This is a genomic window from Paenibacillus sp. DMB5 (assembly GCF_001517085.1).
GTDB lineage: Bacteria > Bacillota > Bacilli > Paenibacillales > Paenibacillaceae > Paenibacillus_AQ.
Genome location: NZ_LRAC01000172.1, coordinates 120633 through 147294, shown reverse-complemented (window position 1 = coordinate 147294; position 26662 = coordinate 120633). Strand labels below are relative to the sequence as shown.

The following is a 26662-nucleotide window of genomic DNA, read 5'->3' as shown; positions in this document are numbered from 1 at the left end:
GAATGAGCGAAATCAAAGGCAAAAATGCCCTTGATTCCGGCTGCAAGCGGCGGAATGAGCGAAATCAAGGGCAAAAATGCCCTTGATTCCGGCCCGAGCGCCGGAAAGAGCGAAATCAAGGGCAAAAATGCCCTTGATTCCGGCTCCCTGAGATTTCCATTGCCAGGTATAAGGTGAGGGAATAAAAATATAATAAAATCATAAAAAAAATTAGGCCATAATGTTATTTTTTTGAAAAGAAAACGTTGTCACTAAACAGAGAAACTTGTTATTGTGATTTTTCTCATGTATGATGCTTTTAAACAAAGCTTTGATGAGCTCGCATTTTCCAAAAAAGGTGGAGAATAGGGTGGTGGGATGAAAATCAAAACAACCGCGGAAGACAGAATGATAGCATTTTACAGATACTTTTCTTTGTCCCTCACATCGCTGATGTACCTCCTGGACCATACGGGGCCTTCCGTCATTTATAAATCCCTATTAATTATCTCGCTTTTCTTAATCGCCCAAGTATTCGTAATGATTTACCGGAGGCTCCGGACCAGACCGCGGGTTCTTATGCTGGCAGTCAGCATAGAGATGGCCGGCGTTATTGCACTGACTTTACTGACCGGCGGGTTTGACAGTGTTTTTAAGCTCTACGTACTTAATCCTGTTCTGATTGCGGCAGGGTCGCTGTCCGTGTACTTCGGGTGGAGTTTGCTGCTGAGCTACATTGCTGTCTTAACCGGATTTTGTTATATGTTTGTGAACGCTGCGGGCAAATCTTTATCAGAAGCAGTACTTCAGAACGGCAACCTGTTTCTAGCCCTGGTTCTTGCGGTTATAGTTATGCAGATGGTTAACAGGATCAAGCGGCAGCGGGAAGAAGCGAACGCGCGGACCAACGAAACCATGGAGCATATCAAATCGCTCTATCACATCGTCGAAACCTCCAGCCAGCATGACTTCATGAACATCGGCCAGGTCATAACGGATTACGTGGTGAAGCTGACCAAACTGGATAAGGCCTTATTCTGGTTTGCCAAGAAGAGCGGTGAGCCCGCTCCGCAGAGCCGTCAGACCGGATGGCAGCATGAAGAAGAACGTTTTCTGTTCACAGAGCTGGAAAAGCATGAGCACGAGTGGAGGCTGCAGCGTGAGCCGGTGTTCAAAAGCATGCCGGGCCTCGGCGATTTTTTGCTGATGCCGGTGAGAATGAGCACCCGGTTTGTCGGTATGATCGGCGTGAAGCTGGAATCCTCAGAGGGACTTGAAGGGCGCAGATGGTATATTCAGCAGCTGATGTTCCTGTCAGAGCTGAGTGCCATTATTCTGGAACGGCATGAGCTGGGTGTCATTGAAAACCGGCTGATCATCACAAATGAGCAGAACCGGATTGCGGATGAAATGCATGACAGCGTATCGCAGAGCCTGTTCGGTATCGTATACGCAACCCATTCCCTGAAGCAGACCTGGCGCAAAATGTCCGACTCTGAGCTTGAAGAGCAGATTGACCTGATTCATGATTCGGCAACCAGGGTTGCCAAAGAGCTGCGGATTACGATTTACAGCCTCAGTTCCAAGAAGAGCGGCGGGCCAACCTGGCTGGGTATGGTCAGATCGCATCTGAAGAGCCTGTCGAGGCTCAATGATGTTGAAATTGAACTCAAAATAACGGGGGATGATTTCAGCCTCCCTTATCCTTACCACAAGGCGCTCTTCCGGATTATTTCCGAAGCGACAGGTAACGCCATACGTCATGGCGCAGCCAGCCGGGTGGATGTCGAGCTGTCTCTGAAGCCCAAATGGATCAGACTGTCCATTACAGATGATGGTATCGGTTTTGATACGGATCTTCTGTGGACTACGTCTGAAGATACCACCGGCGGGCTTGGCATGAAGAATATGCAATATCTGACTCAGTCGCTGGGCGGAGAATTCCACATCTCCAGCAGCGAGAATGCAGGAACAAGGATTTTGATTTCGATACCTGTCGGCGTGGCTGAATTAAAGAATGCATAAACTTTAGGCAGGAGGTCATTCAAGTGAATATCGTCATTGTTGATGATCACCCGTTGGTAAGAAGAGGATTGGCTGCGGTTATTTCCATGCAGCCCAATCTGCATTTTGCAGGCGAAGCAACGAATGGCCAGGAAGCTCTTCAGGTTATAGAAGAGACCCAGCCTGATCTTGTACTGATTGATTTGCGGCTGGCAGACGAGTCGGGGCTAGATGTAATCAAGACTGCCCGGGCGCGCGGACTCACCAGCAAATTTATTCTGCTTACCTCTTCGGCAAGCCGGGAGGATTTTCTCAAGGCGGAAGAGGTGCTGGTTGACGGATACGTGCTGAAGGAGGCTCTGCCGGAGGAGCTGCTGTTCGCGATCCAGCTGGTCTATAAGGGACGGAAGTATTATGATCCGGGCCTGATGGAAGACAAGATGCGGATGAGCGGCAGCAGTCCTACCGACGAATTGACACCCAAGGAGAAGGAAGTTCTGATCGAGCTCGGCCAGGGAGCGTGCAACAAGGATATTGCTTCGCGCCTGTTCATCAGCGAATTCACCGTCAAAAAGCATGTAAGCCAGATTCTGGCGAAGCTGCAGGTAGCCGACCGCACTCAGGCGGCGCTGTATGCCAATGCAGTTGGACTGACGAAATTTGAAATGTCCTATGATTAACAGCACTTTATAAAGCTTATACAGACGCAGAGCACGGACAGGATTGTCCGTGTTTTTTTGTGCAAATTTAAGAATGTTTTGTGTAAATGCAAGGATATTACAGAAAAACAGGACCCTCTTTCTTAAAGGGGGTTCTGTTTGCGTGCGTCTGAATTCTCATTAACTGACATAATATGTACGAAATTTTGGAGGTTCAGAGGATGAAATGACGGCTGCCGTAGACTTATCTTCCATTTGCCGGAAATGATTGCCCGGGGATATGGTACTAAAGTATACCATTCTGCCCCGCATAGGCACCAAATTCACTTACTCGAAAGTGAACATTAAAGTAATGGGAGGAGCCATGTGGCAACCCGTACAGATTGATAGAATAAGACACAAGATATCTGAAACTTTCATGAATGCTTTCAGAACGTAATGAATGCGGAAGGAGGGTTACTGTGGAAAAGACGATTTTGGATTACATTAACCTGATTAAGAAGAGGCTCTGGCTGATAACGATTTTTGTATTGATCTCCTGTGCTACTACCTTCTATGTCAGCAAGAACTTCGTTACACCCGTCTACTCCGCCTCCGGACAGCTGCTGGTCAACAATACCGCAAATGTACCCGAGAGCAACAATCTCAACAACCTGAACTTCAGCCTGAACATCATCGAGAGCTACAAGGAAATTATGAAGTCCCCCGCAATTCTGGGCAGTGTTGTGGCCGATCATCCCGAGTTTGGTCTCACGGAAGAACAGCTGGCCGCGAAGCTGCAGGTAAGATCCTCGGAGAAAAGCTCAGTGATCAATCTGAGTGTACAGGACGAAAGCTACAGCACGGCAGCCAACATTGTAAACGCGGTTTCGCAAAGCTTCATACGGAGCCTGCCGTCCCTTATGATGCTGGACAATGTTACCTTCCTGACCCCTGCTGATCCGGCTGATCTTCCAGCTCCATCTAACGGCGGCGTCGCCATGAACCTGATTATCAGCTTTGTTATTTCATTAATGGCTGCTATCGGTATCATCCTGCTGCTGGAAACGCTGAATGGAACGCTCCGCACCGAGAAGGAAGCGGAATTCGATGTCGGACTGCCGGTTATTGCCAGCATCCCGGTCATCCGTAAACGTGATCTTGGCAGTGCGGCAAACGCCAAAGCAAGAGTAGGGGAGGGTACTTATGTTACGGCTGAATAAAAGCTTGATTGCAGACTTGAATCCATCCTCGCATATCTCCGAATCCTTCCGCTCGCTCCGCACCTACATCCGCCAGCTTGGGCTGACCGGGGGAGACAGCGGCAAGGTGCTTCTCTTCACTTCTGCTGAAGGCGGGGAGGGGAAGACAACGGTGTTGTCCAATCTCGCTGTATCCTTTGTCCAGGACGGAAAGAAGGTAGCCGTTGTAGACTGCAACCTGCGCCATCCCGGACTGCATGCCGTGTTCGAGGTGGAAGGCAGTGAAGGACTGGCTGCCTACCTGAGCGGTCAGGAGGCTGCGAAGGATATTGCCGTATACGGCAATCTGGCCAACCTGGCCGTCATTCCGGCAGGCAAGACCCGAATCAGTCCGCCGGATCTCCTCGGCAACGACAAAATGGGCGCCTTGCTGGAGGAACTGAAGGGCAGCTTTGATCTGATCCTGCTCGACACCCCGCCGGCAGTGGAATACAGTGATGCCCGTATTCTGGCCCCGCTCTCCGATGGAGTGATCCTGGTGGCCAGACACGGCAAGACGAAACGCGAAGCGGTCCGTAAGCTGAAGGCGCTGCTTGAGCAAAGCGGGTCGAATATTCTCGGCATCGCCATGAATCAGACCCGGTAAAGTCCCAAGATTTACAATCCTACACATAACGATCAGGAGGTAAGTGCGATGATGAAAAAGGTAAAGAAGGTAATTATCCCTGCAGCTGGGTTAGGAACGCGCTTCCTTCCTGCGACAAAGGCCATGCCTAAGGAAATGCTTCCGATTATCAACAAGCCGACCATCCAGTATATCGTGGAAGAAGCCATTGCTTCCGGTATTGAAGACATTATCATCGTTACCGGTAAGGGCAAGCGGGCGATCGAGGATCACTTTGACAATGCGTTCGAGCTTGAATCCAGACTGCTGGAGGATGGAAAGCTGGAGCTGCTCAAAGAGGTTCAGCGTTCCTCTAAAGTGGAAATCCACTACATCCGCCAAAAAGAAGCTATGGGTCTGGGTCATGCCGTATGGTGCGCACGGCGCTTTATCGGAGACGAGCCTTTCGGCGTTATGCTCGGGGATGACATCGTAACAGGCAATACACCTTGCCTTAAACAACTGATTGACCAGTACGAGGAAACACAGAATTCGGTAATCGGGGTACAGGAAATTCCGGATGAATTCACCAACCGTTACGGGATTATCGAACCCGATCTGCAGGACGGACGCCTCTACCGGGTTAACAACTTTGTGGAAAAACCTCCTCTGGGTACAGCCCCATCCAATCTGGCAATCATGGGACGCTACGTCTTTACTCCAAAAATCTTTAAATACCTGGATCTGCAGGAAAAAGGCGCCGGAGGCGAAATCCAGCTGACCGATGCCATCCAGAAGCTGAACCAGAGCGAACGGGTATATGCCTATAACTTCGACGGAACCAGATATGATGTCGGTGAACGTCTCGGTTACATTCTGACTACACTGGAATTTGCCCTCCAGAGCGATGATCTTCGTTATCCGGTGATGGATGCAATGGCAGAATGGCTCAGCAAAGCCGGACAAACCACACTCAGCAGCTAAAAATATATTTAAACCTTTAGGAGGAATGAGGAGAAATGAGCATGCAAAAACTGCCGGAAGACTACGAGGCCGTCCTGCCGAAACTTTACATGCTGCATGCCAAAGAAGGAAGCAAAGGGATGGATTCCTATCTGGTAATGAAGCGGATCATTGATATTCTTTTCTCCGCACTTGGTCTTCTCGTACTGCTGCCGCTCTTTGCTCTTGTGGCTATCCTGATCAAGCTGGAGGATCCCAAAGGCAAGGTGTTCTTCCGGCAGACCAGAGTGGGCAAGGACGAAGTGCTGTTTCCAATGTATAAATTCAGATCTATGGTTTCCAATGCCGAGGAGCTGAAGGAAAGTCTTAAGGCTTACAACGAAGTGAGCGGGGCGATGTTCAAGATCAAAAATGACCCCCGCATCACCCGGATCGGAAAATTTCTGCGCAAGACGAGCATTGATGAACTGCCTCAGCTCTGGAACGTGCTGATGGGCCACATGAGTCTGGTCGGCCCCCGTCCTCCGCTCGTTGAAGAGGTGGCGCAGTATACGGATTACGACAAGCAGCGGCTGCTGGTTACGCCGGGCTGTACCGGATACTGGCAGGTTAACGCCAGAAACAGCGTCGGCTTTGACGAAATGGTACAGCTGGATCTGACTTATATCCATATCCGGAGCACGATGCTGGACCTGAAGATCATTTTCAAAACCGGACTGATGCTGCTCGGTTCCAAGGACGCTTATTAAAAATATGGGAATTGGGTGATTGCCGATGACTGAGTACGGAGACATCCCAAAGGTTTCCATTATTATCTGCACCTATAACAGGTCGGCCCTGCTGGTAAAAACCCTTCAGTCGCTGATCGGACTTGAGAATCTGCATCAGGCTGAAATCATTGTGGTGGATAATAATTCACCGGATGGTACGGCAGCGGCGATCAAGGGCTTCATCGGAAGTCATGGTACAGAAATGGATATCCGTTATCTTCTGGAGCCGGTACAGGGATTGTCGGCGGCCCGGAATACAGGAATTCTGGCTTCCAAATCGCAGATCATCGCCTTTCTCGACGATGATGCGATACCTTGCCGGAATTGGATTACAACTATAATCAGCACCTTTGAAGAAAGGCCGGAAGTCATGGCCATGGGCGGAAAGGTGGCCCCGATCTTCGAAAGCAAGCGCCCGGAATGGCTGATCAAGCCGTTTGAGCTGCCTTACACCATCGTTGATCTCGGAGGCAAGGTCAGAGAATATCCGAAGCGGCTGCATCCGTGCGGAGCCAATATGGCGATGCGCAAGCCGGCATTCGATATCAGCCTGTTCCCGCTGGATCTCGGTAGAAAGGGCGATTCCCTCATCTCCGGTGAGGAAACCTGGCTCTTCGGGCAGCTGCAGAGGCAGGGACACACCATCCTGTATCACCCGCAGATGGCCGTAGACCATTTCGTGGCAGCGGGGCGTCTGACCGAAGACTGGATTATGAAAAGGTATTACAGCCAGGGCATCTCCAACGCCATGAAAAGCGAAGGGCTAAAGGGTAATTTGCTGCTGCTGGGTACAACGGCCGCCAAAATCGTGTACGTCATGGCCGATTCGGTCTTTTCCAGAAGCCAGGGCAGAAAGCTGCTGAACAAGTGCCGGCTGGAAAGCATTCGGGGGACGCTTCATATGTTTTGGAACCGGAAAAGGGAATCTGCAGCGGGGTGAGGGAAGACAATGACTAATTTTGAGTGGGGCACCAAACTAAACGCTTTGCCATACGGAATGCTCTACCTCGTGTCCGCACTGTTTCTGGGGACCGCGGTCATTTACCAGCCGGTATTTGCGGTAGCGGCCGTACTCTTGATTATTTTACTGACTGTCTCCATCTCACGCCCAGATGTTATCAGTTATTTCGTACTGCTGACGACAGCGGTCTCGATCAACTTTTTGTTCAGCGGCAGCATGTTCGGTTTCGAAATCCTCTCGCTTTACAAGCTGGTAATCCTGATGCTGCTGGTACCCTGCATTCTGGTGAACGGACTGCGATTCAAGCTGAGTCCCCCCTTGTGGGCGATGTTCATTCTGGTGATTATCACCTTCGGCTTCTCCATCTGGCTGCCGGAGATGAGCTCTTCCATTGCTGTAAAAGCTTTTATCGGACTGTCGCTCCCCTTCGTGTTTCTCCTGATCAACTGGAAGAAGGAGGTAGCCGACAAGCAGATCCGTATTCTTGCGAGTCTGCCTGTAATCAGTGTAGGGATAGGGATACTGCTGCAGATAGCAGGCATGCATTCCCTCCTGTCCATTGAATTTACAGGAGCTGTACGGCTCCAGGGAGCAAACATTGCACCGCATCTGGCGATGCTGGCATTCATGGGCGTGGCGATCTGCTTCATAGAGATCAAGCGCAGCCCGCAGCATATCCGGCTTTTTTACACCTTGCTGGGCCTGAACTTTCTGATTCTTGTCGGAACAGGAACGAGAGGGCCGATGCTGGCACTCGTACCAATGGTTCTCTATTATTTCTACGACATCTCGCGCCAGTACTTAAAAGGCAAGTCACAGTACCTGTTCCTGCTTCTGGGCGGGGGGATCGTACTCTCCGGAGCTGTCTATCTTCAGCTGGATAATCTCAGAAAACGCTCCTTTGAGCGGACTACGGAGACGGGGATTGACCTGTCGGGCCGGACGGAAGCCTGGGAGTTTTTCCTGAACAAGGCAGCCGGATCGCCCTGGGCGGGCCGGGGACTTGGATCAGCCACCGTAGCCAATGACGGTACACTCTATTACGGGTTTGTTGTTCCGCATAATGAGTACATCCGGTTTTACTACGATGGAGGGTACATCGGCGCCATCCTGCTAATGCTTTCTTTACTGGCTGTGTTTCTTGTGGTTTACAGAGCTTTGGCGCCGCGGGTCAGACCTTATTACGCACTCCTGATTGCAGCGTTTCTAGTATATTCCTTTTCAGATAACACGCTGTCGACGGTCCAATTCATTATTCCGTTCTGTTGGTACCTGAACTGCCTGTATCGATCTTCACAGCCAACCGATTCCCCACAAAAAGAAGTGATACGATGAATCAAGTGAATATGTTCGATGTTAACTTTAATAACTATGACTTCATGGACTTGCTTGATTACATCGACAAAACGATTCAGGAAAGGAACCAGTCCTACATCCTGACCTGCAATGTCGATCATGTAATCAAGCTGCGTAAGGACAAAGAGTTCCAGGCCGTTTATTCAGAGGCGGGCGCAGTCGTCGCAGACGGGATGCCGCTGATCTGGGCTTCAAAGATGCTTGGCAAGCCGCTCAAGCAGAAGGTATCCGGTTCGGATCTCTTCAGCCGTCTGGGCAACGCCTTCGAGCAAAGGAAGTACCGGCTGTTCTTCCTCGGCTCGGCGGAAGGCGTACCGGAAAAGGCGACAATGAATTTAAAAGCGGCTTATCCCGGCATCAATGTTGTCGGCTGCTACTCTCCCTCCTACGGCTTTGAGCATAACGAGGAGGAGAACCGGCACATCATCAAGATGCTGACGGACAGCCAGCCGGACATTGTATTCGTCGGAGTGGGCGCGCCGAAGCAGGAGAAATGGATTTACCGCCATTACACCTCTTACCAGGCTCCGATTTCGATCGGCGTCGGCGCAACCTTTGATTTCCTCTCCGGTTCCGTGAAGCGGGCGCCGGACTTTATGCAGAAGACAGGGCTTGAATGGTTCTGGCGGCTAAGCCAGGAGCCGGGAAGGCTCTGGAAGAGATATCTTGTAGACGATGCCCAATTCCTGGTTCTGCTGCTCAAGGAGCTGCGCAAGAAAGACCGGGTAAAGGGCAGAAGCCTTGAATAATTACAGTTGCCGGCAGGAGGTGGGGAACGAAGATGACGGAGCAGAATGAGAGCAGTATATCGCTGCCATCCCTGAACACGATGAAATCCGGCGCGGTGACAGCGCTGATCTGCGCCATATGTCTTGGCCTTCCGCTGATAATCGGGTTCGCCAGTGCACAGCTCAGTGCCTCCGACAGTATGCAGGGAGCCATTCTGGCAGGGCTGCTCTTTCCCGCCTTCCTGCTGGCACTGCTGAAGCCCAAACAGCTGATTGCCTACACGCTGCTTATCTGGGCAGTGGCCCCGGAGCTGCGGCGGATCGCCGACTGGTCGGAAGGTGTGTACCATTCCGTATCCCTGCTCAGCCTGGCGCCGCTGCTGACGGGTGCAACCCTTGCCATCCCGGTGCTGCGGGAGATTCACCGGATCCGCAAGTCGTCATCCCGGATCATTCTGTTGTTCTCGGTGGCGCTGGCTTACGGAGCAATGATCGGGCTGGCCAAGAACGGCGTGGGCTCGGTGTACGATCTGGCGAACTACATCGTACCGCTGCTGCTGATTCCGTTCTTTGCAGTTACCCGGTTCACGCCGAAGGATATTGACCGGCTGCTGTACGCTTTTGCCAACATTGCAGTGCTGGTAGCCATCTACGGCATCATCCAGTATCTGACCGTTCCGCCATGGGATGCCTTCTGGATGCGCAATGCCGATATGATCTCCATCGGAACGCCGTATCCGCTGGAAGTCCGGGTGTTCTCGACGCTGAATTCACCCGGGCCGGCCGCTACCTTTCTGGTATTCGCCCTCGTGCCGATGATTCTGGAGCGGAGATGGCAGGGCACTCTGCGCTGGGTCGGCGTACTGCTCGTCGTAATTTGCCTGCTGACCACCCTGGTCCGCTCGGCCTGGCTGGTGCTGCTGGTCATGCTGCTGGTCTACATCGCGTCCTCTCCTTCCAAAGGCAAGTGGAAGACGCTGCTCCAGCTGGGGTTTGTCGCCGCGGCACTGTTCTGGATCGTACCCAAGCTTCCGGGTGCAGAAGGGCTGGTCGCACGGATGGAGACATTAACCTCGGTACAGGAGGATCACTCCTACAATGAGCGGCTCGCCCTTTGGCAGAACATGGTACCACTGGTAGCCTCGAACCCCGTTGGCCAGGGAATCGGCAGTGTAGGTCAGAGTACCAAGCTGGGTAACGGAGGCGAACTTGGCGAGTACGGCAATATGGATAACGGGTTTATCGCATTGCTGCTCACCTTCGGAGTACTGGGGGCCTTGTTCTTCTTCGGCGCACTGGGCGTCGTCATCAAACAGATTGCCCAAAGGGTCACGAGCAAGGACAGTCTTCAGCCGTACGCCAGACTTTCACTGGCAGCCTGGACAGGAGCGGTAGTCAGCCTGTTATCCGATAACGGCTTCCCGGGACTGAAAGGATACCTGATCTGGATGCTGATCGGGCTGGGCCTCGGCGCCAAAGAGATTATTGAGAGTAGAAAGAAGGGAACACCGCATGCAGCAGTCGAACGCCAAATCACTTCCCACTAGCGCGGTCTGGTCCTCGCTCAAGAGGTTTACCAAGAGCAAGAACAACAGCTCGGCGCAGTCAAAACCATGATGGTCAGCGTGCTGATCCTGCTGGTCAATATGCTGACCGGCGTGCTGACCGCCCGCTACCTCGGACCTTCCGGCCGCGGGGAACAGACGGCGATGGTGAGCTGGTCACAGTTCCTGGCGTTCAGCATGAGCTTCGGGATTCCGTCGGCGCTGATATACAACGCCAAGAAGAACCCCGATGAAGCCGGGGTGCTGTACCGGGTTGCGCTGCTGATCGGCCTGGGTTTCGGGATAATAGCGATGACAGTAGGGATTTTCGTTCTGCCGTACTGGCTCGATTCCTTCAGTTCAGAGGTTGTGCTGTTTGCGCAAGTGTCCATGATCCTGTGCCCGCTGATTGTGGTTTCACAGATCAACAATGCGGCCTTTCAGTTCAGGGGGGATTACAAAACCTTCAACTGGCAGCGGTATCTGGTGCCGCTTCTGACGCTGGCGGTCATCGGCATTCTGATCCTTACCGGCAGTATGAATCCATATACTACCGCTCTGGCTTATCTGGTTCCTTCGGTACCCCTGTTCATCTGGATGACGCTGCTCCTGCTGCGTACCTACAAAGTAAAGATGAGAAACACTTACCGTAATTTCAAGAGACTGTTCACCTACGGGCTTGGCTCTTACGGTAATGACCTGCTCGGCCAGTTCTCTACATACATTGACCAGATCATTATCGCCGGCCTGCTGCGGCCGGCGACCTGGGGCTGTATGCCGTGGCGGTAAGCCTGTCGCGGATGGTCAACTTTTTCTCGAATTCCATTACTGTGGTGCTGTTCCCGAAAGCCTCCGAGCTTTCGAAAGATGAAGCAATCTCGCTGACCTTCAAGGCTTTCCGGATCAGCACCACCTGCACCCTGCTCGGCGCACTGTTCCTGATGCTGGTGGCCCCCTTTGTTATCCCGCTGTTGTACGGCAAGGATTTCAACACCGCACTGACGGTATTCCGGCTGCTGCTGCTGGAGGTAACGATCAGCGGAGGCACCCTGATTCTGGCTCAGACCTTCATGGCGCTCGGCAAACCGAAGTTTGTATCCATCCTGCAGGGGGTGGGGCTGCTGCTGGTAATCCCGCTGCTCTTCCTGCTGGTGCCAAAGTTCGGATTGTTCGGAGCGGGAGTGGCGATGCTGTCATCGGCAATCCTGCGCTTCCTGTTCATAATTCTTAATATCAGATACAACCTGAAAGTTAAGCTTCCCCGCCTGCTGATCAGCAGGGAAGACATCCAATGGATGAAGACAACGATGAATTCTTACATCCGCAAGAAACCCGCGGATCCAGTAGTTAAGTAAAGGAGGAGACCTTCATGGATTCAGTAACAAGCGTGCTTGGCAGCCCGGGCAGTTACCCGATTTCGGTTGTCATCATTGCTCAGGATGACGAAGTTCGCATATCCAAAGCAATTCAGTCCTGCCGGCCCTTCGCGGACGAGGTAGTCGTAATCGACGGAGGAAGCAAGGACGGGACGGTGCAGCTGGCTGAAAGCCTCGGCTGCCGGGTATACGTCAACCCGTGGCCAGGATATGCCAAACAAAGGGAATTCGGAGTGGAACGCGCCGTCCATGATTGGGTCTTCCTGATTGATACCGACGAAGTGGTCAGCGATGAGCTGGCACAGGATATTCTGCATCGCAAGCCGGGGCTGACAGACCGGGGCGTAGCCTTCTCGCTTTACCGGATCGGTGATTTCCTGGGCAGATGGCTGGACAAAGGGGAGTACCTGGTCCGCCTGTACAACCGCAAGGAGTACGGCATCCGCAATTCCCTGGTGCATGAGATGCCCGAGGTTGAGGAGGAACGGACGGTCCGGCTGAACGGAGTGCTTTGGCATCAGGGCTTCCGCAGCATCAACGACCATGTGGCCCGCTTCAACAAATACACCGACCTGGAGGCACAGGCGGCATTTGAGAAAGGTAAGCCGTTCAAGCTGAGAAACCTGCTGCTGCGGCCGCCGGCACGCTTCCTGCAGAAGTACTTCCTGCATGGCCTGTTCAAGAAAGGCATTTCCGGATTTGCGGTATCCGTATTCTGGGTGATGTATGAATTCATGGTCGGCTTCAAGCTTTACGAATTAACCAGCTCCGGCAGGCTGGCCCGGCATAACGCGCAGGGCCAGGCGGAGAAAGGGAAGAAGGGGGAGAGAAGCTATGCCGTACAGTGACGGACTGAACATTATGACGACCGGCCTCAGCTGGCCCTCGCTGCAGCCCGGCGGGCTCAACACGTATTTCAAATCTGTATGTGAGCAGCTCTCCACACGCAATCAGGTGCATGCGCTGATCTGCAGCCAGGAGACACCGCCGACTCCCAAGGATCTGATTATCCATAATGCGGGCGATCCCAAGGAGACGATCTGGAAGCGCAGGGATGCCTTCCAGCGTAAAGCGGCAGACCTGATGGGCAGCGGCAGCGGACGCATCGACATCCTGTACTCGCACTTTGCCCCTTACGGCGTAGGGCCGGCGATTGAGGCAAAGAAGCGGGGGATTCCGGTCATCATGACCTTCCACGGTCCCTGGAATGAAGAGATGAAGATCGAGGGCCAGGGCATCAAGCACCGGGTCAAGACGACCATCGCCAAGTCCATCGAACGCAAAGCCTACAAGCTGGCAGATAAATTTATTGTCCTTAGCGAGTACTTCCGCGACATGCTGCATCAGCTGCACGGAGTGCCGCTGCACAAGATTGTCGTGATCCCGGGTGCGGCCAACATCGAACGCTTTGTTCCGGCGAACAACCGGCTGGCGGTACGGCGGACACTGAATCTGCCGGAAGGGGCAACCACCGTGCTGACCGTGCGGCGGCTGATGAACCGCATGGGGCTGCTACAGCTGCTGGATGCCTGGAAACAGGTGTCCGAGCGCTTCCCGAACGCGATTCTGCTGATCGGCGGCAAAGGGCCGCTGCGCGGCGAGCTTGAAGAAAAAATCGCCGATTACGGCCTTGGCAACAAGGTCCGGCTGCTCGGATATATTCCTGACCATGAGCTGGCCTCCTACTACCAGGCAGCCGACATGTTCGTGGTTCCCTCACAGGCGCTGGAGGGCTTCGGGCTCATTACCGTCGAGGCATTGTCCTCCGGACTTCCGGTTATGGCTACCCCGGTAGGCGGCAACAAGGAAATTCTCCAGGGCTTCCGGCCGGAGCTGCTGTTCAAGAGTGCAGCCAGCGACGATATGGCAGAGGGTATGATTCATATGCTCAGCAACCGCAAGCTCCTGCCGAGCCGTGAAGAATGCCGTGGCCATGTACTTGAGAAGTACACCTGGCAGCATGTCGGGGATCAGGTTGAATCGGTATTTCTGCAGACTTTGGGAAAGGGTGTGGCCGCAGGATGCTAAAAGTCGCCTATATTGATCACACCGCCAAGTGGAGCGGAGGAGAGGTTGCCTTATTCAATATCCTCACCAATATCGGAGAAAATGTGCAGCCGCTCGTCATTCTGGCCGAAGAAGGGGCGCTTGCTGAACGGCTGCGCGAAAAGGGCATTGATGTCCGCGTCATTCCGCTGGATGAGAGCATCCGCAGCCGCGGCCGCAACGCAGTCAATCTTGGTGCTCCGGCAGCAGCTATCAAGCTGCTGGCCTACGGCAGCAAGCTGGCTCCCCTGCTGAAGCAGGAGAAGGTGGACTGCGTGCATACCAATTCGCTGAAATCAGCGTTCTACGGTGCAGTCGCCGCCAAGAAAGCGGGCGTGCCGCTGATCTGGCATATCCGGGACCATATCGGAGCCCCTTACTTAAAGCCGGTGGTCGCCAAGGCCATCCGCACGATGTCGCGCATGCTGCCAAACGGGGTCATCGCCAATTCGCACTCTACGCTGAGCGCTCTGGAGCTGCCGCAGACGAAAAAGACACTCGTGGTCTACTCCGCCTTCGCCAAGGCGATCAGTGAAGGGACCCGCAGACGGGACCAGAAGGATTTCAACGTGCTGCTGGTCGGACGGCTGGCACACTGGAAAGGACAGCATGTCGTGCTGGAGGCAGCCAAGGCCTTCAAGCAGGACAGCAGAGTGAAATTCTGGCTGGCCGGCGATGCGCTGTTCGGAGAAGAGGAATACAAACAGGAATTGATCCGGACTATTCAGCAGAATGAGCTGACCAATGTCAGTCTGCTGGGCCATGTGGATGACATACAGGGATTAATGCAAAAAGCCGATCTGCTGATTCACACGTCGGTTACGCCTGAGCCGTTCGGTCAGGTCATTGTTGAAGGCATGGCAGCCGGGCTGCCGGTCATCGCCTCGAATGAAGGCGGGCCTGTAGAGATTGTAGTACCGGGTGTAACCGGAATGCTGATCCAGCCTGGAGACGCAGGGATACTCGCAGAATCCATCACATGGATGCTGGAACATCCCGAGGAGCGCAGACGGATGGCCGAGAATGGAACGAAACGGGTGAAAGAGCATTTTGTCATCGAGAATACCGTCAAGGACATTGTTGATTACTACAAAGGACTGCTGGCGGCAACCTGATTGTGCTTGATGATGCGGCTCCATAAAACTTTGAGGATGATTCACATGAAAATTGCGATAGCGCACGATTACTTAATCCAAATGGGCGGGGCGGAAAGAGTAGTGGAGGTATTCCACCACATGTATCCGGAGGCTCCGATCTTCACAACCGTGTTTAACGGAAGCCGATTGACCGACAACCTCAAAGACGCGGACATTAGGGCCTCCTGGCTGCAGAAAATTCCGGGAGTGAAGACCAATTTTAAAGGGGTGCTGCCGCTATATCCCATGGCCATCCGTGATCTGGATTTTCGCGGATATGATATCGTCCTAAGCTCCAGCAGTGCTTTTATGAAAAGCATTCAGGTGCCCGAATCGACGTTCCATCTCTGCTATTGCCATACGCCGATGCGCTTTGCCTGGGATTATGACACTTACATGGAGCGGCAGACCAATTCCGGACTGTTCAAAAGACTGCTGAAGATTTACATGCAGCGGCTCAAGACCTGGGATCAGCGGACGAGTAAAAATGTTAACCAGTTCGTAGCCAACTCTTCCGTCGTGAAGACGCGGATTCAGAACTATTATCACCGCGATGCGGATATTATCTTCCCGCCAATCAACACCGCACGCTTCAGCAGCTCGAATTCAATCGGCGACTACTACCTGATCGTCTCACGGCTCGTGTCCTACAAGCGCATCGATCTCGCAGTGGAAGCTTTTAACCGCAACGGGCTGAAGCTGTTCATCGTCGGTGACGGACCGGACCGCAAGCGTCTGGAAGGCATGGCCAAGGGCAATGTGTCCTTCCTGGGCCGGCTGGAGGATTCCGAGGTAACGGGGCTTATGTCACAGTGCCGGGCTTTTATTTTTCCGGGCGAAGAGGATTTCGGTATTACGCCGCTGGAGGCGAATGCTGCAGGAAGACCGGTTATTGCTTACCAGGCCGGAGGGGCGCTGGATACAATCGTGCCTTATGTGAACGGCGTATTTTTTCAGCATCAGGAAGTTGACGATTTACTGAAGGCCATAAACGAAGTGGAGTCCTACGCATGGGATATCGGCCGGATTATGGGGCATGCCCGCAAGTTCGATGAACAGGCGTTTATGGTGCAGTTCAAGCAGTATGTAGAGCAAGCCTACGTTAATTTCCTAAAAGGAGGATGATTGTATGAAGCTGGCAGTTATCGGTACCGGCTATGTCGGTCTTGTATCAGGCGTGTGCTTTACATTGAATGGAAACCATGTGATTTGCGTCGATAAGGATGAGGAAAAAATCAACAAGCTTAACCGGATGGAATCCCCGATATACGAACCGGGCATTGAGGCATTGATTGAAATGAATCTGCGTGAAGGCAGACTGTCCTTTTCAGCGGATCTCAAGGAGTCGGTACGCCGCTCCGATATCGTGATCCTGGCTGTAGGAACACCGTCATTGCCTGGCGGCGAAGCCGATTTACAGTATATCGAAGGGGCTGCCGCTGAAATTGCAGATGCCATGGAAGGCTACAAAATCATCATGACCAAGTCCACGGTTCCGGTCGGAACGAATGAACGAATCCGCAAGCTCATCGCTTCCCGCACCAATCACCCCTTCGATATTGTCTCCGCTCCAGAATTCCTGCGTGAAGGCTCCGCGATCCGCGATACCCTGCACCCGGACCGAATCGTTATCGGTCTAGACAATCCGCAGCTTGAGCCGACTATGCGCCAGCTTCATCAGGGCTTCACGGAAAACATCTTCGTAACGGATATCCGCAGCGCGGAAATGATCAAATATGCATCCAATGCATTCCTGGCGACCAAAATCTCCTTCATCAACGAGATCGCCAACATTTGTGAAAAGGTGGGAGCCGACGTGACCATGGTGGCGGAAGGTATGGGGATGGACCGGCGAATCGGCTCCTCGTTCCTGCAGGCCGGCATCGGCTACGGAGGCTCCTGTTTCCCGAAAGATACCAATGCCCTGATCCAGATTGCCGGCAACGTGGACTACGAGTTCAAGCTGCTGAAATCGGTAGTCGAGGTGAACAAGGACCAGCGGTTTATGATTATCTCCAAGCTGCATGAATCGCTCGGCAGCCTGCGCGGCGCCGTGATCGGCATCTGGGGCCTGGCCTTCAAGCCGAATACCGATGATGTACGCGAGGCTCCGGCACGCGAAATAGTGGAGGCACTGGTAGCGGAGGGCGCTACAGTGAAGCTGTACGATCCGATCGCCGCATCCAACTTCCGTGCACAGTACGACCATCCGCAGCTGCGCTGGTGCGGTGTGCCGGAAGAAGCTGCAGAAGGCAGTGATGCTGTCTGCCTGCTGACCGACTGGGCACAGTTCAAGGATATTGATCTGCATCACCTGTCCGGCACCATGCGCCGCCAGATCCTGATCGACGGGCGCAACGTCTACTCGAAGGAGCAGATTGAGGGCACGGGCCTTGAGTATCATTCTGTCGGCCGTCCGCAGATGGGCGGGCTTAGCGGATATTCTCCGGTTGCCGGTGCGGTTTAAAGGTTAGGCTATACGCTTTTACGCTTGTAAGCTTTTAAATCTAGTGTCTTTTGCATAGTGCAAAACTCTGACCTAACTACAGCTCTTGATTTTTAGCACTTAATTTTTAGCTCTTAATCTTTAGCTGCCGCTCAACCAAGCGGCGATTCCGGATCTTTAGCAGGGAGCCTTCCCTGCGAGACAGCAAACAGCTTACCTGTTGTAAAAAGGATCGGAGAGGAATTTTGGAGCTGTAGGAGCGTTAGCGTCCGCCTGAAAGCTTTCCGCAGGAAAGCTCGCTTCGGAAGCATATGCTGTCTCGATTTCTACCGCGGCCAGCGGTTCAAAGCAGGAAATCCGAAGACAACAGCGGCCGAAAGCCCAAACATTCCTTGCAGTGACCCTTACAACAGAAACGGTTTTGCTTTCCTGCAACATACAGCTCCCAATAACAATCCGAAATTTTCGCGTCACATATACCAAGGAGGGGTTCCCATGAAACTAGTACTTCTATCAGGCGGTTCAGGTAAACGGCTCTGGCCATTGTCCAACGACTCTCGCTCCAAGCAATTTCTGAAAGTACTGGAAAGCCCGGCGGGTGAACCGGAATCAATGGTGCAGCGGGTCTGGAGACAGCTGGATGAAGCAGGGATGACGGGCTCATCCTACCTCGCTACAGGCCGCAGCCAGGTGGAGTCCATCCAGAGCCAGCTCGGCAGTCATGTGCCGATTATCGTGGAGCCGGAACGCCGCGATACCTTCCCGGCCATTGCGCTGACAGCGGCTTACCTGTATTCCATTGCCGGCGTTTCCCCGGCGGAAACAGTGGCCATTCTGCCTGTCGATCCGTATGTGGAGGCATCCTTCTTCGATACGGTAATCCGGCTGGAGCAGACGATGGAGGAGAGCGGCGCGAACCTGGCGCTGATGGGCGTAGTGCCTGAACATGCCTCAGAAAAATACGGATATATTATTCCTACCAGTGATGCGGCGGGGGCAAGCGGCTACCTGCAGGTAAGCCACTTCCAGGAAAAGCCTGACCGTGTGCAGGCAGAAGGGCTCATCAGCAAGGGCGCCCTTTGGAACTGCGGCGTATTCGCTTTCCGCCTCGGTTATCTGCTGGATATTCTGCAGAGCAAGGGTCTGCCGCTTAACTACGAAGAGCTGCAGAAGCAATACAAACTGATGGCTTCCATCAGCTTTGATTACGAAGTGGTTGAAAAAGAGGAGAAAATCGTCGTTCAGCCGTATGCAGGCTTCTGGAAGGATCTTGGCACATGGAATACGCTGACCGAAGAAATGAGCAGCAATCTGGTCGGTAAAGGGGTAGTAACCTCTGATTCCGAACGGACCTGCCTGATCAATGAGCTGGATATTCCGATTACCGTTATCGGGGCCAAAGATCTGATCATCGCCGCCAGTCCTGACGGAATTCTTGTTACGCATAAGGCGGAAAGCCCGCGCATCAAGGAAGTGCTCAAATCTCATGAACAAAGACCGATGTACGAAGAACGCCGCTGGGGCCACTACAAGGTAATTGACTATGTGAAATATGATGAGGGCAATGAAGTGCTGACGAAACGGATTTTTATCGAGCAGGGGAAAAATATCAGCTACCAGCTTCATCACAAACGCAGTGAAATCTGGACCTTTGTGAGCGGGGAGGCCAGCATCGTCATCAATGAAAAGATGCATAAGGTAAAGGCAGGCGATGTTGTCCGCATCCCTGAAGGGACCAAGCATGCCATCCTGGCGCTGACAGATGTGGAGTTTATCGAGGTGCAGAGCGGCTCCGAGCTGGTGGAAGAGGATAACATCCGGATTACGCTCGATTGGGAGGACATTGAATTACACCAGTTTATTTCATAGGTCTAATTTATCTATTTAACCAATTGTGAAAAGTGTGAAACGGGTATTTGGAACTATTTATTAAGATTTATTCATTTTTGCTATAAACCTACAACTTCATAGAGTCGATACTTACGGTAAGAAGGATATTTCCTTCCAAAACGACAAAGGCAAACCTACTCGAAAGATAGGGACGCAAAGCTATAGGGCCTCTACCAAGTGGCAGCCTGGCTACCGAAAGGAAGATGAATGTTGAAAGCTTACCGTAAGTCTCGCCTGTTGTCTGCCGTATTGTCCGTGGCCGTTTTATTGTCCGCTGTACCTATAGGGTTAGGTTTTGCACCGTCATCTGCGCAAGCAGCTTCCGTGACCGGAGTACCAGTAAATCCCAATGCTTCAGCAGAGGCAGTCAAGCTGCTGGACAAAATGTACGCCATCTCCGGGAAGGGGATTATTACAGGACAGCATGACTATTTCGAAAGTCCGGATGAAATCAGCAACAAGCTGAAGACCATAAGCGGACAGTATGCCGCATTGCACGGCTATGAGCTTGGAGCGATCGGCGGACAGACAGAGAGTGGGGTAGCTGCGCAGCGCAAGAACATCGTCTGGAGCGCCACCAACTGGCACAAAGCCGGCGGTATCGTAGCAATGACGTTTCACCAGAATCTGCCCGGCACCAAATATGAGTGGGGCAATGTACAGAAAAACATCAGCCAGGCTGATTTTAACAAGTATGTAACACCTGGAACTGCGGAGTATAATGCCCTGATTACTGATCTGGATAAAGTAGCTGTTTCGCTCAAAAGTTTACGGGACGCAGGGGTTCCCATCCTCTGGAGACCCTATCATGAAATGAACGGCGGCTGGTTCTGGTGGGGCAAGAAAAATAACTTTGCTCAATTGTGGAATATCATGTATGACCGTTTCGTCAACGTTCATCAATTAAACAATTTGCTGTGGGTGTGGAATCCGAATGCTCCCAATTCCAATTCCGATCCCTACGAGCTGACTTATCCGGGTGCGGATAAAGTGGATGTGCTCGCAGTAGATATATATAATAATGACTTTTTGAACCAATATTATAACAGTCTTCTCAGCCTGGCCGCCGGCAAACCGATTGGTATCGGTGAAAACGGTGAAATGCCGAGCATTGCCAAGCTGAAGCTTTCCCAGCAAAACTATGTTTTCATGATGAACTGGGGAAAAATGCTGTATGAAAACAACAGTAATGATACCATCAAAAACTTTATGAACGACAGCTATACCCTGACCCGTGACAAGTATAAGGTATGGGCCGCACCGACAGCGACGCCGACGCCGACAGCAACACCGACACCGACACCGACAGTAAAGCCAACGGCTACGCCAACACCGGTGCCAACAGCTACACCGGTACCGACAGTGAAGCCAACAGCAGTTCCGGTGCCAGCTCCGGATTCTGCAGTGCAGGAGCCGGCGGTTAACGGGCTCAAAGGTGAGTATTTCAAGAATATGACGCTGTCCGGTACTCCGGTGCTTGTGCGTAATGATGCACAGATTAACTACAGCTGGCGTCAGGCGGCTCCGGATCCGGTACTTCCGGTAGACGGTTTTTCCATCCGCTGGACCGGCCAGATCAAGCCGGCCTACAGCGAAACTTACCAGTTCTTTACTAACTCGGACGACGGCATCCGTGTCTGGGTTAACGGCACAGCGGTCATCGACAGCTGGATGAAGCAGAGCGGTACCGAGCGTACCGGCAGCATTGCCCTGCAGGCCGGACAATTATACGACATTAAAGTAGAATATTATGAGAATGCCGGCGATGCCAGCGTCCGCCTGATGTGGCAGAGCCCGAGCCAGGCGAAGGTAGTTGTTCCAACCGGCGCACTGTTTGTTAAGAATTCTGCTGACAATACAGCAGTTACAGCTTCGCTGGCATCGGCAGCAGCAATAACGGTAACAGCAGTAACGGTAACAGCAACACCGGCGCCAACAGCAACACCGGTGCCAACTCCTACAGCTGCACCAACACCAGCGCCAACACCGGCACCAACACCAGCGCCATCACCGGCGCCAACACCAGTACCATCAGCCACACCTGCACAAGCGGCGGCTGTAAACGGACTGCAGGCAGAATATTTTAACAATATTCAGCTTAGCGGTGCTCCGGCACTGGTGCGCACCGATGCTGTGCTGGACTTCAACTGGCGCCAGGGCACGCCCGATGCAGCGATAGGGATTGATTTTTTCTCCGTACGCTGGAGCGGCAAAATTAAACCGCTGTACAGCGAAAACTACAACATATATACCACTTCAGATGACGGCATCCGCGTCTGGGTCGATGGTAACCTGATCATCGACAGCTGGGTGAAGCAGAGCGGAACCGAACGTGTAGGAAGCATCAGCCTGCAGGCCGGGCAATTATATGATATTAAAGTAGAATATTACGAGAACCAAGGAGATGCAAGGGCAAGACTGATGTGGGAAAGTGCCAGCCAACTCAAGGAGGCTGTTCCTGCCAGTGCCTTATTCCTGCCTTCCGTTTTCTGATCAGGAAACGGAGTGTGTTCTGCCCAGTTCTTCGCCGTCACTGATGCTGGTTGAGCTGTTACAATACTAAATCCTCAAAGTCCACCTAATGGGCCCTGCTTACCGGCAGGGCTACTAAGCTATAGTCCTCATCTGGTTGCAAGAATAGGAATCCCTGCCGGGAACCCTTTTTTGGCACCTGTGCGGCTATGCGGCTGGAGAAAGGAGATAACATTGAACACTTACCGCAAGTACCGGCTGTACACCACTGTCCTGCCCATTATCTTTATCCTTTCTTTGCTGCCCTGGTCTGAGGTGCGCAGTCTTCCTGTTGCTCATACACCGGTAGGCCCGGCAGCAGAAATTACCCCGATTAATCCTGACGCTTCCCCGGAAGCAGAAGATTTACTAAGCTATCTGATAAGCCTGAGCGGTACCGGACTGATTTCCGGGCAGCATGACTATCTGGAGAGTCCTGATGAATTTAACAAAAAGCTGAAGTCAATAAGCGGGCAGTCCGCCGTGCTGCATGGCTATGAGCTCGGAGCAATTGGCAATCAGCCGAAATCCCTTATAGCCCAGCAGCGCCAGTGGGTTGTGGACAGTGCGATCAGCTGGCATGAGGGCGGAGGCATCGTAGCGATGACCTTCCATCAGAATCTGCCCGGAACCTCTGACGAATGGAAGAATGTCAAGATGGGGTTAAGCCAGGAGAAGTTTGATGCCTATGTGACTCCGGGTACCGCAGAATATAACAAGCTGATTGCTGATATTGATGAAATTGCCGTTTATCTGGAACAGCTGCAGGAAGCCGGAGTTCCGGTGCTGTGGCGGCCTTATCATGAAATGAACGGGGGCTGGTTCTGGTGGGGGGAGAAGGATAACTTCGTCAAGCTCTGGGACATTATGTACAGCCGCCTGACCCGTACACACGGGCTGAATAATTTGCTGTGGGTCTGGAATCCGAATGCGCCTAATGAATCGTCTGATGAATATGATCCTTATTTTCCGGGTATCGACAAGGTGGATATTCTGGCTGCAGATATTTACAATAATGACTTCAGGCAATCCTACTATGATAAGCTGCTGAGACTTGCACAAGGAAAGCCGATCGGCATCGGGGAAAGCGGAGAGCTTCCAGACCCTGTAACATTGTCTCAAACCCAAAGTAAATGGGTATATACGATGACATGGGGGAAAATGCTGACGGAGAATAATAACAACCAGAAAATTACCAGTTTTATGAACAATAAATACATTGTTTCAAGGGATGACTATATTGTTAACCTGGCCAGCAAGGTAGACAAGACAGCCGCTGTTCAGGCCAAAGGATTAAGGGCACAGTATTTCAATAATATTGACCTGACCGGCGGTGCGGAACTGATCCGCAATGACAGTAAGATCGACTTTAACTGGCATCAGAATTCACCGGCGGTCGGAATCCGGAAAGATCTTTTTTCCGTCCGCTGGACCGGAACCATTAAGCCTTTATACAGCGAAAGATATACCTTTATATCCTCCTCGGATGACGGAGTCCGCGTCTGGATCGGCGGCAGGCTGATTATCGACAGCTGGAAGAAGCAGAGCGGCGACAGCCGGGAGGGAAGTATACTGCTGAAAGCCGGAACCCCATATGACATCAAAGTCGAATATTATGAGGATCATGGCAACGCAAGCATTGGTTTACAATGGAAGAGCGCCAGTCAGAAGCAGGGAGTTATTCCCCCGAGCGCATTGACTCCTCCTAAGTAATCTACTCCCGGAAGAAAGCGAGGACAAGGGAATGAGGACCAGAAATAAGAAGAAAAAAACCATTAAACCTCTTCATCTACTGCTAAAATTCGCAGCTTTAGCCATCTTGTTTCTAGTGTCTATTTCTGTCTTCGGAGAGGACGGCACGAAACGGGGCGAGGTGGAGGTAGACATGACCAAACTGTCATCAGCAAGTGATGCAGGCCCGCAGTTGCCTGACGGGACAGTGCTGTGGCAGCTTGGCAAGCAGGACGGATCGTCCGCAGAATTTGCGGCAGCTACTTCTGCCGGTGTCAAAGCCGCCTATACTGTTTCTTCCGCCTCCGGCAAGACGCCTTCAAATCTTCAGAGCGTACCTTCGGGGCTGAGAGGGGATACCAATCCTGAGCTGAGTATCACCTACAATTTGTATAAGATCCCGGAGAACGGGGTCTTATTTCGCGTAAGCATCATTGATGCCTACAAATCTGTCCCCCAGATGAGTGTTTTCTCCAACAGCCAGCTGTCCGGCATCATCCAGATTGCCGGTGTGGCCGGCACAGACAACGAGTACAGTTTCCGCAAAAGCTATGAGCTTTATATACCCAAAGAGCAGCTTACAGCAGGGAGCAACGAATTGAAGCTGCAGGCTGCCCGGGGAATCTATTCGTCAAGTATGGAAGATAAGTACAACTGGTGGACCTGGGATGCCCTTAGTCTGGAATCGCTGAATGAGCCGATTCAGGAGCCCATTCATGGCAGCTACACACTGACGGGCACTATGGTCAACAATAAGCAGTTTTATTTTGACGAAGGTGCGGTTACCCATCTGCCTTACATTATGAAATGGCTGGGTATAGCATACAGCGGCAACGTTATGCGTACCAGCTGTGCCAGTGATGTCGGCCGCTCCTGCTCCAACATGGCGGATTATTACAAAGTGCTGCAGGATTACAATATGCAGTCAGTGGCTCTCTACCTGCATACCGGCGATATCAAGCTGAATGCTGACGGCTCACTGCCGGCGGATGCTGAGAAAAAGCTGACAGATTACTTCGAGCAATACAGCCCTTATTTTCAATATTATGAGGTGGATAATGAGCCTGGGCTATTTAACCGTTCCAAAGCCGTTAATCTTGCCATCGCCGAATGGCTGAATACGAAGGGTAAGACCATTGCCCCGCATCTGCAGACTGTTGCCCCGGGCTGGGCCTACTGGCCTGAGTATAGAACAGATTCCTGCGGCAATCAGAAAGGGACTGTCAAACAGTGCGGCGATCCTGACGGCTGGGAGCGTGATCCTGAGCAGAGGGCCGAGCTGGAAGAGGTTACGGATTTGACAAACGGGCATTCCTACGGGGACTCCTATATTTTCAGCGACGGGGGCAGCTTCACCGAGAATCTCAAAACCTTCGGCGGTGCGGCAGACGGACTCAGCAAAAAAATGCTGACCACTGAATTCGGTACTTCGGATTCACATGTCGATGCGTACCAGTACGGGGCTTCCGAGCCTACGGCAGCGGTATTTGACCGGATCATGCGCGCCCATATCGGTTACGCGGATATGTTTGTGCAGCATGCGGCCTTCTTCAAAAATTTCAGCCTGTTTAAATATGGCTTTAATCTGGAAGAGCATGATCCGGCCAAGACGGAAATCTATTACACCAAAGAAAATGAGGACTCCCGGGTGAGCATTATGCGCAGGCTGAGTCTGGCTTATGCCACGCATGGAGCACCATTAACCTATCAGATCACCAATAAGGATGAGCTGGCCGACAAGCTTGTCTATGTCCGGGCTGTAGACACCTCGACCCTGGAGCCGCTGGCCGGCAGCGGGGCTACATCCAATAAGGTACTGGTGAATTTCGTTAACTTTGAAGAAACAGAACAAAAAGTTACGGTTAAGGTCACTATGCCTGAAAAGACGGTATACGAAGGGGAACGTTTCGGCGACGGGGATACGTATGAGGCAGCGCGCAGTTATGTATCCGGAAAAAATGCAGCGCCTGAGCTCGAATTCACCGAGACTTTAGCACCGGGAGAAGCGGTCCAGTATATACTGGAGCCTTCTTCCAAGGTGGCGGATGCTGCACCGCAGGGCTTCAAGGCACAGGCAGCAAAAGGGCTATCCATGAAGCTGAGCTGGCTGGAGGCTCCCGGAGCAAGCTATGAGGTGCTCCGGGCCGACGGCTCCGGCGGGGATATGAAGGTTGTAGCGACGAATGTGCAGAGCACCGGCTATACTGACAGCAAGCTGCAGGAGGGAACGCTTTATACCTATGCAGTAAGAGTTACCGGTTCGCGTCTTTTGTCGGATAAAGTGCAGATTACTGCTACAGGTCTGGTTCCGCTGGATCGTTCAGCTTGGAAGGTCTCGTCCAACATCAGTACCAGCGTATCTAATCCTGGCGGTGCCATAGACGGGGACCGGCGCACACGCTGGGATACAGGCAAGCATCAGGCATCAGGAGAATATTTTCAGATCGATCTCGGAAAAGCCTACACTGTAGAGGCGGTTGAGCTCGATTATACTTTGTCCTCCTATGACTATCCGCGCAGCTATGAGCTGTACGTTTCAGATGATGCTCAGAACTGGAAACGGGTGGTCAGCGGTAAAGGCCAGCTTAGCATGACCCGGATTTCTTTTCCTCAATTAAAGACACGTTATATCAAGATTCTGCAGACAGGAGCCGGAGGGAATTACTGGTCCATTCAGGAACTGCAGGTATACTCAAGAGAATAGGGTACAGGAGGGCAGCAACTCTGCATTCTTGTGAAGGGACCCCGCCGCTACCGGCAGGGTTTTTTGCTTTGTA

Annotated in this window: 21 protein-coding genes and 1 riboswitch; all 21 genes read left to right on the top strand. The window is 52.4% G+C overall.

Annotated features, from left to right (window positions below; genetic code table 11):
* The first annotated feature begins 558 nt into the window (after positions 1 to 558).
* The 21 genes from AWJ19_RS32990 (at position 559) to AWJ19_RS32890 (ending at position 26589) form a co-directional block, all read left to right on the top strand.
* Positions 559 to 2004 carry an ATP-binding protein gene (locus AWJ19_RS32990; RefSeq protein ID WP_241781543.1) on the top strand — a complete coding sequence of 482 codons (1446 nt, stop codon included), beginning with the start codon at positions 559 to 561 and terminating at the stop codon, positions 2002 to 2004.
* Between the two features lie 23 nt (positions 2005 to 2027).
* Positions 2028 to 2663, top strand: a complete 636-nt coding sequence (locus AWJ19_RS32985; RefSeq protein WP_068720646.1) for a response regulator transcription factor — start codon at positions 2028 to 2030, stop codon at positions 2661 to 2663.
* Positions 2664 to 3103: 440 nt separating this feature from the next.
* Positions 3104 to 3844 (top strand): Wzz/FepE/Etk N-terminal domain-containing protein, encoded by a 741-nt coding sequence (locus AWJ19_RS32980; protein WP_068720648.1) that lies wholly within the window; start codon positions 3104 to 3106, stop codon positions 3842 to 3844.
* Complete coding sequence (locus AWJ19_RS32975) at positions 3828 to 4469, top strand: CpsD/CapB family tyrosine-protein kinase (RefSeq protein WP_068720650.1); 642 nt, start codon at positions 3828 to 3830, stop codon at positions 4467 to 4469. Before AWJ19_RS32980 ends, AWJ19_RS32975 begins: the two co-directional genes overlap by 17 nt.
* Positions 4470 to 4517: 48 nt before the next feature.
* Positions 4518 to 5411, top strand: a complete 894-nt coding sequence (gene galU / locus AWJ19_RS32970; RefSeq protein WP_082707628.1) for a UTP--glucose-1-phosphate uridylyltransferase GalU — start codon at positions 4518 to 4520, stop codon at positions 5409 to 5411.
* 35 nt (positions 5412 to 5446) lie between these two features.
* The gene (locus tag AWJ19_RS32965; protein ID WP_068720652.1) at positions 5447 to 6139 is read left to right on the top strand and encodes a sugar transferase; all 693 of its coding nucleotides are present in this window, start codon (positions 5447 to 5449) and stop codon (positions 6137 to 6139) included.
* 25 nt (positions 6140 to 6164) lie between these two features.
* The gene (locus tag AWJ19_RS32960; protein ID WP_068720654.1) at positions 6165 to 7100 is read left to right on the top strand and encodes a glycosyltransferase; all 936 of its coding nucleotides are present in this window, start codon (positions 6165 to 6167) and stop codon (positions 7098 to 7100) included.
* 9 nt (positions 7101 to 7109) lie between these two features.
* The gene (locus AWJ19_RS32955; RefSeq protein ID WP_068720656.1) at positions 7110 to 8456 is read left to right on the top strand and encodes an O-antigen ligase family protein; all 1347 of its coding nucleotides are present in this window, start codon (positions 7110 to 7112) and stop codon (positions 8454 to 8456) included.
* The gene (locus AWJ19_RS32950; protein ID WP_068720658.1) at positions 8453 to 9226 is read left to right on the top strand and encodes a WecB/TagA/CpsF family glycosyltransferase; all 774 of its coding nucleotides are present in this window, start codon (positions 8453 to 8455) and stop codon (positions 9224 to 9226) included. Before AWJ19_RS32955 ends, AWJ19_RS32950 begins: the two co-directional genes overlap by 4 nt.
* Before the next feature lie 80 nt (positions 9227 to 9306).
* Positions 9307 to 10752 (top strand): O-antigen ligase family protein, encoded by a 1446-nt coding sequence (locus tag AWJ19_RS32945; RefSeq protein WP_347231078.1) that lies wholly within the window; start codon positions 9307 to 9309, stop codon positions 10750 to 10752.
* Positions 10753 to 10818: 66 nt separating this feature from the next.
* A complete protein-coding gene (locus AWJ19_RS37125; protein ID WP_241781972.1) occupies positions 10819 to 11538 on the top strand; it encodes an oligosaccharide flippase family protein in 720 nt (239 codons plus the stop codon).
* Positions 11529 to 12104 carry a polysaccharide biosynthesis C-terminal domain-containing protein gene (locus tag AWJ19_RS37120; RefSeq protein WP_241781971.1) on the top strand — a complete coding sequence of 192 codons (576 nt, stop codon included), beginning with the start codon at positions 11529 to 11531 and terminating at the stop codon, positions 12102 to 12104. Before AWJ19_RS37125 ends, AWJ19_RS37120 begins: the two co-directional genes overlap by 10 nt.
* A 14-nt stretch (positions 12105 to 12118) precedes the next feature.
* Positions 12119 to 12973: a glycosyltransferase family 2 protein gene (locus tag AWJ19_RS32935; protein ID WP_068720664.1), complete on the top strand. Its 855-nt coding sequence runs from the start codon at positions 12119 to 12121 to the stop codon at positions 12971 to 12973.
* Positions 12960 to 14153, top strand: coding sequence for a glycosyltransferase family 4 protein (locus AWJ19_RS32930; protein ID WP_068720666.1), 1194 nt, complete (start codon positions 12960 to 12962; stop codon positions 14151 to 14153). The genes AWJ19_RS32935 and AWJ19_RS32930 overlap by 14 nt, the downstream gene beginning before the upstream one ends.
* Entirely contained in the window at positions 14147 to 15286 is a 1140-nt protein-coding gene (locus tag AWJ19_RS32925; RefSeq protein ID WP_068720668.1) for a glycosyltransferase family 4 protein, read from the top strand. Before AWJ19_RS32930 ends, AWJ19_RS32925 begins: the two co-directional genes overlap by 7 nt.
* Before the next feature lie 45 nt (positions 15287 to 15331).
* Positions 15332 to 16432 (top strand): glycosyltransferase, encoded by a 1101-nt coding sequence (locus AWJ19_RS32920; protein ID WP_068720670.1) that lies wholly within the window; start codon positions 15332 to 15334, stop codon positions 16430 to 16432.
* A gap of 4 nt (positions 16433 to 16436) precedes the next feature.
* Complete coding sequence (locus AWJ19_RS32915; RefSeq protein WP_068720673.1) at positions 16437 to 17774, top strand: UDP-glucose/GDP-mannose dehydrogenase family protein; 1338 nt, start codon at positions 16437 to 16439, stop codon at positions 17772 to 17774.
* A gap of 474 nt (positions 17775 to 18248) precedes the next feature.
* Positions 18249 to 19622, top strand: coding sequence for a sugar phosphate nucleotidyltransferase (locus AWJ19_RS32905; protein WP_068720677.1), 1374 nt, complete (start codon positions 18249 to 18251; stop codon positions 19620 to 19622).
* 138 nt (positions 19623 to 19760) lie between these two features.
* A riboswitch (cyclic di-GMP riboswitch) is annotated at positions 19761 to 19840 on the top strand.
* 13 nt (positions 19841 to 19853) lie between these two features.
* Positions 19854 to 22136: a PA14 domain-containing protein gene (locus AWJ19_RS32900; protein WP_241781970.1), complete on the top strand. Its 2283-nt coding sequence runs from the start codon at positions 19854 to 19856 to the stop codon at positions 22134 to 22136.
* A 213-nt stretch (positions 22137 to 22349) separates the two neighbouring features.
* Positions 22350 to 23867, top strand: a complete 1518-nt coding sequence (locus tag AWJ19_RS32895) for a glycosyl hydrolase (protein WP_068720680.1) — start codon at positions 22350 to 22352, stop codon at positions 23865 to 23867.
* 172 nt (positions 23868 to 24039) lie between these two features.
* Positions 24040 to 26589: a discoidin domain-containing protein gene (locus tag AWJ19_RS32890; RefSeq protein WP_068720682.1), complete on the top strand. Its 2550-nt coding sequence runs from the start codon at positions 24040 to 24042 to the stop codon at positions 26587 to 26589.
* Positions 26590 to 26662: the final 73 nt, after the last annotated feature.